Origin of the sequence: Lacrimispora sp. 38-1 (assembly GCF_049890855.1) — a bacterium.
Lineage (GTDB): Bacteria > Bacillota > Clostridia > Lachnospirales > Lachnospiraceae > Lacrimispora.
Genome location: NZ_JBANEW010000002.1, coordinates 1 through 14,238 on the forward strand (window position 1 = coordinate 1; position 14,238 = coordinate 14,238).

Annotated in this window: 13 protein-coding genes and 1 pseudogene; 10 read left to right on the forward strand and 4 right to left on the reverse strand. The window is 36.1% G+C overall.

Annotation, left to right across the window (positions count from 1 at the left end; genetic code table 11):
• Positions 1–217 precede the first annotated feature (217 nt).
• Both V7D18_RS00465 and V7D18_RS00470 read left to right on the forward strand, forming a co-directional pair.
• Positions 218–844: a class I SAM-dependent methyltransferase gene (locus V7D18_RS00465; RefSeq protein ID WP_426150370.1), complete on the forward strand. Its 627-nt coding sequence runs from the start codon at positions 218–220 to the stop codon at positions 842–844.
• 117 nt (positions 845–961) lie between these two features.
• Complete coding sequence (locus tag V7D18_RS00470; protein WP_426150372.1) at positions 962–1,585, forward strand: class I SAM-dependent methyltransferase; 624 nt, start codon at positions 962–964, stop codon at positions 1,583–1,585.
• 147 nt (positions 1,586–1,732) lie between these two features.
• On the opposite strand, the gene V7D18_RS00475 is transcribed toward V7D18_RS00470, so the two are convergent.
• Genes V7D18_RS00475 through V7D18_RS00485 form a run of 3 tightly spaced genes read right to left on the reverse strand, consistent with a single transcriptional unit; the run spans position 1,733 to position 4,567 of the window.
• Complete coding sequence (locus tag V7D18_RS00475; protein ID WP_426150373.1) at positions 1,733–3,232, reverse strand: ABC transporter ATP-binding protein; 1,500 nt, start codon at positions 3,230–3,232, stop codon at positions 1,733–1,735.
• Between the two features lie 14 nt (positions 3,233–3,246).
• On the reverse strand, positions 3,247–3,972 hold the full coding sequence (locus V7D18_RS00480) for an energy-coupling factor transporter transmembrane component T (RefSeq protein ID WP_426150375.1): 726 nt from the start codon (positions 3,970–3,972) through the stop codon (positions 3,247–3,249).
• 13 nt (positions 3,973–3,985) lie between these two features.
• Entirely contained in the window at positions 3,986–4,567 is a 582-nt protein-coding gene (locus tag V7D18_RS00485) for an MptD family putative ECF transporter S component (protein ID WP_426150377.1), read from the reverse strand.
• Positions 4,568–4,864: 297 nt separating this feature from the next.
• Here V7D18_RS00485 and V7D18_RS00490 point away from each other — a divergent pair, with 297 nt between their 5' ends.
• The 7 genes and pseudogenes from V7D18_RS00490 to V7D18_RS00520 form a co-directional block, all read left to right on the forward strand.
• Complete coding sequence (locus V7D18_RS00490) at positions 4,865–5,452, forward strand: TetR/AcrR family transcriptional regulator (protein ID WP_426150379.1); 588 nt, start codon at positions 4,865–4,867, stop codon at positions 5,450–5,452.
• Positions 5,453–5,471: 19 nt separating this feature from the next.
• Positions 5,472–6,821: an MATE family efflux transporter gene (locus tag V7D18_RS00495; protein WP_426150381.1), complete on the forward strand. Its 1,350-nt coding sequence runs from the start codon at positions 5,472–5,474 to the stop codon at positions 6,819–6,821.
• A gap of 266 nt (positions 6,822–7,087) precedes the next feature.
• A complete protein-coding gene (locus V7D18_RS00500) occupies positions 7,088–7,702 on the forward strand; it encodes a TetR/AcrR family transcriptional regulator (protein ID WP_426150383.1) in 615 nt (204 codons plus the stop codon).
• Between the two features lie 102 nt (positions 7,703–7,804).
• Complete coding sequence (locus V7D18_RS00505; RefSeq protein ID WP_426150385.1) at positions 7,805–9,577, forward strand: ABC transporter ATP-binding protein; 1,773 nt, start codon at positions 7,805–7,807, stop codon at positions 9,575–9,577.
• Complete coding sequence (locus tag V7D18_RS00510; protein ID WP_426150387.1) at positions 9,565–11,289, forward strand: ABC transporter ATP-binding protein; 1,725 nt, start codon at positions 9,565–9,567, stop codon at positions 11,287–11,289. The genes V7D18_RS00505 and V7D18_RS00510 overlap by 13 nt, the downstream gene beginning before the upstream one ends.
• Before the next feature lie 18 nt (positions 11,290–11,307).
• Positions 11,308–11,907: an L-2-amino-thiazoline-4-carboxylic acid hydrolase gene (locus tag V7D18_RS00515; RefSeq protein WP_426150389.1), complete on the forward strand. Its 600-nt coding sequence runs from the start codon at positions 11,308–11,310 to the stop codon at positions 11,905–11,907.
• Between the two features lie 265 nt (positions 11,908–12,172).
• Positions 12,173–12,318 (forward strand): annotated as a pseudogene (locus V7D18_RS00520) (acetyltransferase); the annotation flags it as partial.
• A 340-nt stretch (positions 12,319–12,658) separates the two neighbouring features.
• Here the strand turns inward: V7D18_RS00520 and V7D18_RS00525 are convergent.
• A complete protein-coding gene (locus V7D18_RS00525; protein WP_426150391.1) occupies positions 12,659–13,267 on the reverse strand; it encodes a TetR/AcrR family transcriptional regulator in 609 nt (202 codons plus the stop codon).
• Positions 13,268–13,640: 373 nt separating this feature from the next.
• Between V7D18_RS00525 and V7D18_RS00530 the strand changes: the two genes are divergently transcribed.
• Entirely contained in the window at positions 13,641–14,234 is a 594-nt protein-coding gene (locus tag V7D18_RS00530) for a CocE/NonD family hydrolase C-terminal non-catalytic domain-containing protein (protein WP_426150393.1), read from the forward strand.
• Positions 14,235–14,238 lie beyond the last annotated feature (4 nt).

Sequence of the window (14,238 nt, forward strand, 5' to 3'; positions counted from 1 at the left end):
TAAATAAATAATATAAATTCAATAAGACTTTTGTAAGCAGGGAACTGGAAAATTGTAAAAATTCCAATTCCCTGCTTTATGAGGTGATGTATATTCAACGGATTTATATTTATAAGGTAATATTAATTGTAAATAAAATCAAGGAGTGCTATAATAAGTTAGACAAGACTAACTAATATTGTGGTTCAAAATAAATATAAAATAATTGGAGGAGGAAATGAATGATAATAAGAAATTTTGGTCTAAAGTTGCATGGATATATGAGAAATTTACGAGAGGGGGTAAATCAGCTGATAAGGCATATTGTGAAATGGAACAAAGTATATGCAATTGTTTAAAAGCCGATATGAAGGTTCTCGAATTAGCCGCAGGACCCGGAATTATGGCACCAAAGATAGCACGATATTGTGAATCTTTAGAAATAACAGATTTTTCTCCGGCCATGCTGGAGCAGGCAAAAAAAAGAAAGATATCCGGAAATGTGAAATTTGCAGTTGCTGATGCTACAAATCTTGCCTATGAAGAGCGTTCCTTTGATGCAGTAGTGATAGCAAATGCGTTACATATTATGCCGGAACCGGCAAAGGCTTTGAAAGAGATTAAAAGGGTTTTAAAAAAGGATGGAATATTGATTGCTCCAACCTTTACAAGAGAAAATATAAAATCGAAATTGATTGAACATATCATGGAAGCGGTTGGATTTAAAACATATAGCAGATGGACGCATCATTCCTATGTACGTTTTATGAAGGGGAAAGGGTTTACAGTTGTGGAGGAGAAGATTATTAAGGGTCACAATTTTCCAATAAGTTTTTTAGTATGTAAAACAAATAAATTTTCCTGATACTTAAATAAGGTCTTTTCGATTCCTTTTATAACTGCATAAGTATTTGGCAAATATGGAGAAGTTAGAAATAATTGGATTACATTAAAATGTATAGATATAAAGGAGAATATTGTAATGAAAGATTATAAGGAACTATCAAGAAAGGAATTTAACAGAGAAGCAGAGAAATTTGATCAAGCAGAAGGCATGGATGTGTATAGAATGTGTAAAGAAAGCTATATTCCAATTCTGGAAGAGGTCAAAAAAGAGACATTTTGGTCACTTTTGGATGTTGGTTGCGGCACAGGTAATTCCATTGAAAGGCTAAAGAATGAATTTCCGGAAAAGAAGTATATCGGTATCGACCTTGCAGAAAATATGATAGCAGTTGCTAAGAAGAAAAGAATTCCAGGAGCGAATTTTGTGGTAGGAGATGCTGAAAATCTTCCTTTCAAAGAAGCGCAGTTTGATGTAATTATATGTAAAGAAAGCTTCCATCATTATCCTCATGTAGAAAAATTCTTTCAGAGTGCTTATCGTACATTGAAACCTGGTGGAAGATTGATTATCCTGGATATGGCTATACCAGCAGTAGGAAGATGGATAAATAATCATATTTTGCTTCCGTTGATGAAAAAAGGAGATGTGCATGTATATGGTATTGATGAAGTGAAAAGATTATACTGCTCTGCTGGCTTCAAAGTAGAAAGGGCAGATAAAATCGGAAAAATGCGGTTTTTAAGATGCGGAAGAAAGTAAATATACATTATAGCTATATAATGAAAGAATTGAGTCAATTCATGAAGATACAATTATAAGGCAGAAAGGAAACTGTTGTAGAACTTAAAGCAGCAGTTTCCTTTCTTTACATTAGCATAATATGAGAAATGGATATGCATTAACAGATTAAGAGGTCTGTTCAAAACATTCAAGAAAAAAGCTCTTCAATCTTTCGATAGATTCTTGGTTAAGATTATAGGTTTCTTTTAACATCCCCTGCTCCAGATGAATAACATCTGTGCAGCAATGCAAAATAAGTTCCAAATCATGTGTAATGACAAATATAGTTTTGCCGGCTTTGCTCAAGTCTTTAATACAGTCTGCTACCTTGTGCATATGCCTATAATCTAAGCCGCTGGTAGGTTCGTCAAAAAGAATAATGCTTTTTTCCGCTGCAATAGCACTTGCAATGGCTACACGTTGTTTTTGTCCGCCGGATAAAGCCATAGGGTGTTTTTCTTTTAATGACAGTAAATCAAGACTCTTTAAAATCTCTTCCGACTGTTTCTCTTTTTCCTCATCTGTAACGGTGACCTTATCACTCATACTAAGCAGGATTTCATCCATGACACTTTCTGTAAAGAGCTGGTGATTTACATCCTGCATTATCATATAACTATAATTTAATCCTTTTTTAACAGCGCATTTTTTACCTTCCACCTCAAGAATGCCTTTGCACTTTTTTTCAAGACCACATAAACATTTGGCAAATGTGGATTTCCCTGCCCCATTATGTCCGATAACGGCTACAACAGATCCTTTTTTTATCTTAATATCATGAATCCCGATTCTATGAATCTTGTCTTTATAAGTGTAACGCAAATCGGACAATTCAATAAAGGAAGTGCTATGGTGGACATAATCATTTGAATAGGAAAGATTTTTGATACTTAATGGTCGAATTCCACGCTTTTTAGATTCTCCAATAGTTAAGCTTCGGATTTCTTCAGCAGAGAGTTCTTCTACGATTTTTCCGTCACTCATGAGAATCATACGGTCAGCCAGTTCCCGCATGAAATAAAGCCTGTGTTCTGCAATGATAACGGTCCGGCCTTCTTTTTTCCAGTGGGAAATCATCTTACGAAGGTCTTCAATCGCTGCAATATCCAAATTTGAGGAAGGCTCATCAAGAACGATAATTTCAGATTTGGCAACAGAAACACTGGCACATGCAATTTTTTGTTTTTCACCGCCACTTAACTCAAAAATACTTCGATCCATTAAAGAGTGAAGATTAAAATCGGATACCGTTTTATTTATTCTGTTGGAAATTTCAGCTATGGCGATCCCCTGATTTTCAGGTGCAAAAGCAAGCTCACTGGTGGTATCCACATTAAAAAACTGAGACCTGGGATTTTGAAATACGCTGCCTACATATTTTGAAGTATGGTAAATAGGCTCATCGCTGATGTTTTTTCCATGAATCAGAACTTCACCAGTAAGATTGCTTTCAAAAAAGTGAGGAATCAGTCCATTTATTAGTCGGGTTACTGTGGTTTTTCCGCAACCGGAACCACCGGTAATGAGCAGAGTTTCACCTTTATGTATGGTAAGATTAAAGTCTTTGATTCCATCTTTTTCTTCGCCACCATTGTATGTGAAGCATACATTTTTAAATTCTATCATTTAGAACCTCCCGCTTAATTGATGATGCATAATAAAAGACCGGATAAAGAAATAAAAGCAATGATAATATCAGCCTTATGAAATCCAATCTGGCATATATTGGTACGTTTCATCTCGCTGCCAAGTCCTTTTGTTAAAGATGCGGCAGAAAGTTCTTCCCCGATTTTCACAACTGACATTAAAAGGGGAACAATTTTATATTCCAGATAGAGAATAGGATTTGTTAATAATCTGCTTCTTCTGATTCCCCGCATCTTCATAGCAACATTAATTGACCGTGATTCTTCTAAAATTGTGGGGATAAAACGAAACATGACAGAGAGCGGAATCGTAATCTTATCCGTCAGATGCATTCGTTTCATAGCACAATTGAATTCACTGACGGTAGTAGTGGATAGCAAATAATAACCAGCGATTAAACCTGGGACGAATCTTGTTACAAGTCCCGAACAAATCAATATCACAAAGCTGCTTACGCCTTTTGTATGCATAAGCAGCACCGATTCGGCAAAGGAAGCAGTAAGGAATACGGCTGAATATAAAAAACCACTTTTCAGTTTCCCTTCACTTATCAGCAAGACAGCAGGTAATATGGCAAGTATAATGCGGGCAATCCTATCATAGCCGATGACTCCCCCGCTGATTAATACAATGCTTACAGAGGCAGTCAATAGTATTTTTGTTCTGGGGTCAAGTCTCAACCTTGTTTTTGGAACTCCAAGCATAATGTTACTTTGCATGAAAAACCTCCTTCTAAACAATACCTGCTTTTTTGAAATGTTTTTTTAACACCGCCTTTCCAAGAAAAGCACCTGCAACTCCTCCTGCAATGGCAAGCAGAATCATACAATAAAACACCCACATGGGTGTAAGAGACATTAATGTATCTGTGTAGGTATCGCCATAACCGGCACGCATGGTCTCAAAATAGGTTTCTCTCATAAAAAATAATGGAGCAAGTGCACCCAATATCCATTCACTGAAAACTATGTAGCCAAGAAGCAGATTTTTCCAAGAGAGATAATTGCCGGCTTTCATAATGAGATCTCCTAAAAAGCCGAATACAAATCCAGATACTAAAACAGGCCAGGGATGACCGGTAATAAACATAAGGATACCGAGTATGGTTCCGGTAATTGTAACCATACCAAACTTCTTCACCTTTGTCAGATAAAGAGCAAAGGGAATTCCTGCCACAAGTGGACAAAAAAGTGGGAGTAAAACTAAAAAAATAGGAATATATCCTAACATTCCAGTTGCAAAAAAGCATACAAAATATAACGCAGTAAACATTCCAACGTTAATTAAATCTTTCGCTTGTAACTTCTGATTCATAATAACCTCCGTATGTAATTATAATAATAATAGTTGAAGTTAGCTTAGACTAACCACAACTATAAGATATAACATATGAACAGTAAATGTCAACAAAAAAAGTAATAAAGGTATGGTCAAATTTGATTTATGATAAAAAACATCAATGGTATCTATAAGTGAGGTCGATTGAAAGGAATAGATGAGAATATTTATTAACAAAGGGAAAAGATACTATGGCATATTGACAACGGTCACAAAGGATAGTAATATTTCACTACCGACTATTGGGTCGGTAGTGAAAGGAGATATTTTAGAATGACTAGGGTGAGATTGGAGAAAGAAGAGAGAAAAAAGCAGATCAAGGAAGTGGCTTTACAGCTCTTTATTGAAAAAGGTTTGGTCAGAACCACGATGGACGATATGATAGAAAAAACAGGTATTTCAAAAGGGGGAATCTATCATCACTATAATAACAAGGAGGAAATTTTTGAGGAATTGATAAAAGATTCGATGACATATAGAAAAAAGCTGGTTGTCGAATATATCAATAAAAATAAAGGCATGAATAGAGAAGATCTGATTATGAATATGCTTTTAGATAAAATATTAGATAAAAATCCATATAAAACAATATATGCGATTTTTTTAACGGAGTTAAGTACAAATAAGAATCTGACTGAACTATATAATCGGATTTATAAAGAATCCAAGGAGGAATTTATACAGTTTTGCATCAGTGAGAATTTGCCGGAGTACATACCACTTATCAATAAAGCGTGTGATTTTTTTATTAATTCCCTGATAATGGGGACTAATATATTAGGCAATGACGATGAAACAGAGTTAAGAGACATGTTAAAAGTTATGCTTAGGGCATATCTGAAGCATATGTCGATATTATAAAAAGGAAAGGGATGGAAAAATGAATAAGGAAAAAGAAATGATATTAAATGATAATCTATGGAAGGTTTGCTATCGATTATCACTGCCAGCTATTATAGCAATGGTTTTATTTGGACTCAATGTTATATTTGACGGTATTTTTGTGGGAAGATTTGTAGGAGAAACAGCTTTGGCGGGAATATCCATTGTATATCCTTTAACGCAAATACCCCTGGGATTAGGCTCTTTGGTTGGAGTAGGTGCAGGCTCTTATCTAAGTATATTGATTGGTGAGAATGATAAAAAAACACAAAGCAGGATAATTGGAAACACAAATCTTATTCTTCTTATGCTTACGATTATTATGATGTTCTTTGGTTTCGTTTTCATGAAACCGCTCTTAAATATTATCGGAGCGACCGGAGAAGAATATGTTTATGCGAGTAATTATTTTAAAATCACTTTATTTGGAAGCATATTCTGGATTGCAGGGATTGGTTACAATATGATTGTCAGAGCAGAGGGAAGAATGAAAACCGCTGCGATTATGATGGGAATCGGACTTCTTATTAATGTGTTGGCAAATTATGTGTTTATGGTAATCTTTGACTTTGGCGTGGAAGGAGCTGCATGGGGAACCAATATTGGCATGTTTATTTACGTGTTATTATTTACCATCTACAGCGTTCGCGGTAAGGCAAGCTTTGAGGTGGATTTTTTCAGAATTTACTGTGATAAGGAAATCATAAAGGAAATCATCTCTCTTGGTATGCCATCGTTTGTTATGACAATCATGACGGTTATTCAGGGAATTATTATTATGAAAGCCTTAAAAACATATGGGACTACTTCGGATGTAGCATTTTATGGAGTCGTATTTCGACTCTATAATTTATTTTTAACTCCGATCTATGGATTGATGAGAGCGTTACAACCAGCGGTGGGTGTTAATTTCGGAGCAAAACAATATGACAGAACCATCAGTGCTTTTAAGATTTTTTCCTTTGCGGCACTCATTGTTATGCTTCCATTGTGGCTGATTTCAATGGCATTTCCAGATACTGTGCTAAAAACAATGCTGCCTCTTTCTACATTTAGCAGCTCTGAAATCATGAATTTTAGAGTATTTATATCCATAGCGCCAATGCTTTCTATTGTACTCACCGCGATGACCTTTTGGCCGGCAATCAAAAAGCCAAAACCAGCCATGTTAATCGGTATAGGAAGACAATTGCTTTTATATATACCACTAATGATTATTCTTCCTATGTTCTTTGGAGTAGGTTCTATCTATGTAGGATCGTTTGTAATTGATTTTATACTAACATTCATTATTATGATTATGTTGAAAAAAGAATTTGGACAATTAAGAAAAATAAATCTTACATAAATAAATATGCATTTTAGAAGAGGCTTTTGCAAAATAGATGAATGAATCATTCATTTATGGAGCAAAAGCCTCTTATTTTTATAGATTATATGATGCAAATGAATGTCTAGATGGATAAAATATTTAAAGCAGCAAAACCTGATTCGAGAATACTTATTATACAAGTTATGGTTATAGATAGTCTTGACAATCAAAAAACTCTGTGATAGTATGTTAACAGTGTTAGCGAACGATGTTAACATACTGTCACGAATAAGGAGCAAACTATGCCAAAAGATAAGAGCGATACCTACAATAGAATCATTCCGATATCGAAGAAGGAATTTCTAAGCAAGGGCTTTGAAAAGGCTTCTATGCGTGCAATCGCTTCAGAAGTAGGCATGAGTGCGGCAGGAATCTATCGGCACTTCGCAGATAAGGAAGCAATGTTTGAAGCGCTTCTGGAGCCGCTATACAAGGAATTCGAAATACGATTCAAACAGCAGCGCGAGCGAGCTTATAGATTCATGGATAACAACTGTCTCGATGATATGTGGAGGGAAAATGCAGATTTAGAGCTGTTCATGGAGCTGGTATATGGAAATTTTGATGAATTCAAACTCCTCATATGCTGTTCGGAAGGAACAAAACATGCTAATTTTATTCATGATTTTGTAACCATGGAACAGGAAGAGACTATGGAATTTCTTGAAGCTGCCCGAAGTCAAGGAATTCATGTGAATGAAATTGTTCCGAAAGAATTACATCTTTTGCTTAGTGCATATTACAGCGCTGTATTTGAAGTGGTTGTTCACGATTTTAGCAAAGAGGAATCAAAACATTATCTGGATACATTACAGAAGTTCTTTTATCCGGGATGGAGAGCAGTTTTGGGACTATAAAATAGTCCCTAATTTTTCAGACTAAGGTTAGTGAAAACTAACTAATCAAGATGAATTGATAAATCAATTCACTTGTCATGAATAAAAGGAGGAATCAATATTATGAAACCCAAAAAGGAAAATGCCATTAAAATCCTGTTTCAGTTTGTAGGAGAAGAAAAAGGGAAAATGACATTATCAGTCATACTTGCAATTATAGGAGAGATATTTGGAATGCTTCCCTTTCTTGCAGCAGCCATGTTGGCAAATGAGGTTTATGCAAAAACAGCATCTTTTAGCAAAGCCATATTCTGGTCAGGATTAGCAATTCTTGGAGTTGTTTTCCGAACGGTATTATGCGCGACATCATCAAAAAGGAGCCACAGGATTGCGTTTACAATCTTAAAAAACATTCGAAGGGCAATTGCGGATAAAATGAAGCGGGTTCCAATGGGTGTGATGTTAGAAACACCCTCCGGGGCGTTTAAAACCCTGATGGTCGATAATGTGGGGAAATTGGAGGATTCCGTGGCACACATGATTCCGGAAGCACCTTCCCAGATTGCGGCACCCTTTTGCTGTATTTTATTAATCTTTATCCTTGACTGGAGAATGGGACTGGTATCTTTGGTTACGATTCCTCTGGGAATTCCATTTATTATGGGGATGATGCGAGGATATTCTGAGAAGATGGAGTTGTATCTACGCTCAGGAAAAGAAATGAATGCTTCTCTTGTAGAATACGTAGGAGGAATCCAGGTTATAAAAGCCTTTGGAAGAAGTGGAGAATCCTATGGGAAATTTTCTGATTCTGTTCATTTTTTTCATGATAGTACACTTGCATGGTGGAAACAATGCTGGTTCTGGATGGCAGCAGTGAGGGCAATCATTCCATCCACCATGCTTGGTACCCTTCCGGCAGGAGCGTGGCTGTATATGAATGGAGAGATATCTTTACCTGTTTATCTTTCCAGTATCATCATTCCGCTAGGCTTCATTGCACCACTTATGAAGCTTGCCTTTGGCAGTGAACAGCTGACGACGATCATGGCGAATTTACAGCCGATCAGAGAGTTCCTGGCAATCAAGGAACAGAGCAGACCAAGTAAAAAGGCAGCATTGAAAGATACCTCTTATTCCTTTGAAAACGTGTCTTTTTCATATAATGATTCAAAAGAAGTACTACATAATATCTCCTTTTCAACAGCCCCAGGCACTATGACAGCAATCGTCGGACCGTCCGGTTCCGGAAAGTCAACGATTGCAAAGCTTATGGCAGGCTTTTGGGATGCAGATTCAGGAGTTGTGAAATACAGCAGCGAGAACATTAAAAATATACCCTTTGAGCAGCTCATGGGAGAAATCAGTTATGTGGCGCAGGATAATTTTCTGTTTGACATGTCTATAAGAGAAAATATACGTATGGGCAATCCTCTGGCCAGTAATGAGGAAATTGAGCAGGCTGCCCAAGCGGCAAACTGCCATGAGTTTATTCTGAAACTGGAACACGGTTATGATACGCTGGCTGGAGATGCAGGCGACCGGCTTTCCGGTGGGGAAAGACAGAGAATCGCCATTGCACGTGCCATGCTAAAAAAGAGTAATGTTGTTATTTTAGATGAAGCAACGGCATATGCGGATCCGGAAAGCGAAGCTTTGATTCAGGAAGCTGTTGGACGACTCGTACGCGGGAAAACTTTAATTGTTGTGGCACACAGACTTTCCACAATTCAAAATGCTGACCAGATTTTAGTAGTAGATCATGGAGCGATTATAGCCAGAGGAACCCAGAAAGAGCTTCTTGATACCTGTACCTTATATAAAACAATGTGGGAGCAGCATATAGGAACGATTGAATATACAGATAAAGGAGGAGAAGCGGCATGCTTACTATGATTCTAAGAATATTAAAAATTTCCGGCAAAAATAAACCGAAAATATTACTTGGCATCTTTTTTAATATACTGAAAACTTTCTCAATGGCAATGATGATTTTTGCAATATTTCTGATTTTAAATAATCTTAACACACTTGACAGCAAAATGATATTAAATTCACTTTGGATAATTATTGGCAGCATTGGAGGCAGATTTTTCTTTCAATGGCTGATGGATATTACAATGAGTGCAAAAGGATTCGATATGTTCCGCGATTACCGCCTGAATATTGGTGATAGATTAAAGAAAGCACCTATGGGGTATTTTTCGGAGCAAAGACTGGGTACCATACAGACTGTTTTAACTTCTACAGTGGTTGAATTAGAACAGTATTCCATGCTGGCTATCACAGATTTAACCGGTGGAATTTTTATGGCGCTTATTATGACGATTCTATTTTTATTTTATAATCCATTATTTTCTGCTTTAACCTTACTTGGATTAAGTATTGGCATGTGGGTGTTACGTATCATTCAAAAAAGGGGTGTTGAACACACGCCGTTAGTACAGGCGGCGCAGGAAAACCTTACTACTCAGTCGTTGGAGTATATTCGTGGAATTGCAGTTATGCGTGCGTTTTCTGTAAAGGAAGATAAGGAAGCTGCCGTATATGAAGCCTTTGAACGTAAAAAGCAGGCTGATTTGGATCAGGAGCATGCGGTAGCAGGATTGTTAAAATGGTATGCTGCTGTGTATAAAATCACCGGTGCATTGTTAATGCTGTCGTCAGCTGCTTTATATCTTGCAGGCTCCATTACACTTCCCTATTGTCTGATGTTCATTATCTGTGCCTTTTTGGTATATGCAGAAATGGAACAGATGGGAGATGGGGCTTTCCTGGCAAAAAAAATAACTACCGAGCTTGACCGTCTGGAAAAGGTAACAAATATGCCAGTTATGGATACCAGTGACAAAGCGTTAAATTTAAAACACTTTGATATTGAGTTTAAAAATGTATCCTTTGGATATGACAGCCGTACCGTTATAGACCAGGTTTCACTGAAGGTACCACAAGGAACTACCTGTGCTATTGTTGGACCTTCCGGTTCGGGAAAAACAACACTTTGCAATCTGATTGCAAGATTCTGGGATGTCAAAGAGGGAGAGGTTCTAATTGACGGGTATCCTATCAAGGATTATACGGCAGATAGCTTACTCAAATATATCAGTATGGTATTTCAGAATGTTTATCTGTTTCATGATACGATTGAAAATAATATCCGCTTTGGATATCCGAATGCTACGAAAGAACAGTTAATTGATGCTGCAAAAAGAGCAAGATGCCATGATTTTATTATGGGATTACCTGAGGGGTATCATACCATTGTCGGAGAAGGAGGCTCTACGTTATCGGGCGGAGAGAAACAGAGAATATCCATAGCAAGAGCAATTTTAAAGGATGCTCCAATTATCATTCTCGATGAGGCTACTTCCAGTGTAGACCCTGAAAATGAACATGAACTGCTTGGGGCGATAAAGGAATTAACAAAAGGAAAAACGCTGATATCAATTGCACATAGATTAACTACCGTCCGGGATGCGGATCAGATACTTGTAATTGATTCGGGAAGTGTTGCGCAGCAAGGAACTCATGAACAGCTCATAAAGGAAGAAGGAATCTACAGTAGATTCTGGAAACAAAGAAGAAGCGCCAGTGGATGGAAATTGTAGTAATAAAAGGAGACCCTTATGAAAAAATATATTGAAAAATATTTAGTGAATGAATTTGGGAAAACAGTAGGAGTTAAAATTTATAAAGATGCGTCAAATCAACTGGACATACTTAAAAATAATGCCGAGTATAAAAGTGATAATCAAAAGAAATATCTTGAAAACAGTATTTTTCCAGCTATTGTTGTATATCGGGCACTCCAGAATGCAGGGCTTAGCAAGGAAGCGGCATATGATCATATGAAGAAAATGATAGGAGAGAATACAAAAAACAGTACAAGAAAAATGTGGACGGCATTAGGTAAGCTGCCGTTTTTCTTCCCCTTGTTCAGAACTCTTTTTTCAAAAGGCTTAGAGGGAGATAGTTGGGAGGTGCTGTGGATTGCAAATAACAAAGCAACCTTTGAGTATCACATTCAAAGATGTTTATGGCATGATACTTTTAAAGAATATGGCTGTACTGAGCTATGTGCTATTTTCTGTCATAATGATGAAATTAATTTTATACATGTCAGTAAACATATGGATTTTAAACGAAATAGTGCATTGGGATATGGGGGAGACTGTTGTGCTTTCTGTTTTTCTTCGACAAAGGTGATACACAAACCATTTATCTAAAGTCTGTTATTACCAATCCCAATATTAAGATTGATGATTATACAATGTATAATGACTTTGTAGATGAAAATAATGTTTTATATCACTTTCCTGTCAATCATGATAAATTGATTATTGGTAAGTTTTGTTCCATTGCTTGTGGTACTAAGTTTATTTTACCAGTGCCAACCATACCTAGAAATCTCTCTCTACTTATCCGCTTCCTCTATTTTGGGAAGAATATGGGCTTGCATAGAAGGATGTCACATAGGCTTGAGTTAACAATGGCGATATTATTATTGGAAATGATGTATGGATTGGGTATGAATCGGTTATTATGTTTGGCATTCATATTGGAAATGGAGCAATTATTGAACAAGAGCAGTTGTAACAAAAGATGTTGAGCCATATACAATATGGTTCAGTAGCCCGTTATGAAGTAGTATTTCTATGCAAAGTTGCATTGAGTAATTAAATAAGACATTACCCACCAAAGAAAAAAACGATGCTTTTCCTATGCATAAAAAACCTCCAAACTCCGCAAATGTTTGGAGGGCTTTTATGTACTGGTCAATACAGACTACGCTGTTGCGGGTTCGCTGTAGCGACATTAAATCGATTACAAACGATAAATAAGCCACTCTAACCATAATATATTGCGGGCTTTTCAGCGAAAAAAGGCAAAAATATACATGACAAGGGTTAAAACTTCATATTTACAAAATAGTTGATGACAGAAAAAGATAATACAGAGAATTATATATGTCTGAATTTAAAGGTTTTCATTGTTAGGTATTAACTGAATTCCTCTCTCGGTTAAATTTGGGCGGATAATATTCCATACAACGGACAAAAGATTTTTTGGATTTAAAACAAAATCATTTTGTAAAAAGTTTTCCTGTGTCCAAAAAACTACAATAGATATTATAGCAAAAGCCAAATCATCATATGCTCCTTCAATAAGTTCTGGCTTCATGAGCCCCATTACTGTCAAATTTTTAAAAAATCTCGTTAATAAATTATAAAAATCTCTTTTAACTTCAATCTGAATTTTTGCAATTTCAGGATACTTTCTGGGAAGTTCAGTTATGTTATTAAAATAGAAAAAGTATTTTTTTTGATGCTCAACATTAGCTTTTAGTAAATTATTGAATTCCTCGAAAGTCATTTTCTCAGTACATTTTCTACTTTCGTGGTCTTTGCATTGTTGTTGCACGATTGCATAAATAATGTCATCTTTTTTTTTATAATGATATGTAAGGTTCCCAGGACTAATGTTTAAAGCTCCTGATATATCTCTCATTTTAACTGATTCGTAGCCAAATATGTTAAACAGATCCAATGCTTTGTTAAGAATTTTTTCTTTTATATCTTCACTCATTAATGCAATCGTTCCTTTCGTTTGATTAATAACTCATCAGATTTTTATCTATATTAAAATTTTCATTGAAACTTCTGTGATTCATCATTGGTTAGTATAATTGTACTAAAATTGCTTGAGTTTGTACATAGACAAGTAAAATAATTTTATTTATATACAAATATTTGTTGACAAGAAAAGAAAAAAGATCTACATTTAGTACATATGTACTAAATATGAATCTGATAAGAAAAAGTGTACTATTATACTTAAAGAAAGGAGAACAGCAATGTCTTTATGCATAGATACATATGAAAAAAGTAATTATTTTTATTCGATATTAAAGCTGACAACTAAAATTCCTTTATGGAATGGTGGGTAACCTCCTCTTCAAATGAGCAGTCTTCATTATAAAGGAGATCGTGATAAGGAATCAGTTCATTGGGCAGTTCCGATGCAAAAAATGTTTGACATATCTGAAAACGATCCTCACCGTGTCTTATTTGGAACGGCTCCGTTAACGGAAAGGATGAGGTTGGTAGGCCCTATTAAGCTAAGATTATTTGCTTCCTCTTCTTCGGATGATATGGATATTTTTGTTACACTTCGTAATATTGATGCCAATGGGAAAGAAGTGGTCAACAGCGGTTGTTATACTTCCAATTATCCAATAAGCCAGGGATGGCTTCGCGCTTCCCTTCGGAAAATCGATAATGAGCTTTCAACAGAATATAAACCCAGTTATTTATATAATGAGGTTCAGAAGCTGGAGCCTGATCAGATATATCCACTTGATATTGAGATTTGGGATAGCGCGATGACAATTGAAGCAGGAAATTGTCTTGTGTTGGAGATTGGAAGTCAGGATCAGAGTGGCTGTTCACTGCTTATGCACACAGGAAAAGACCGTATATGGGATGCAGATGTTACTGTATATACAGGAGAAAATTTTTCAACGTATTTAATGCTTCCTCTCATTTGGGAATGAGGGG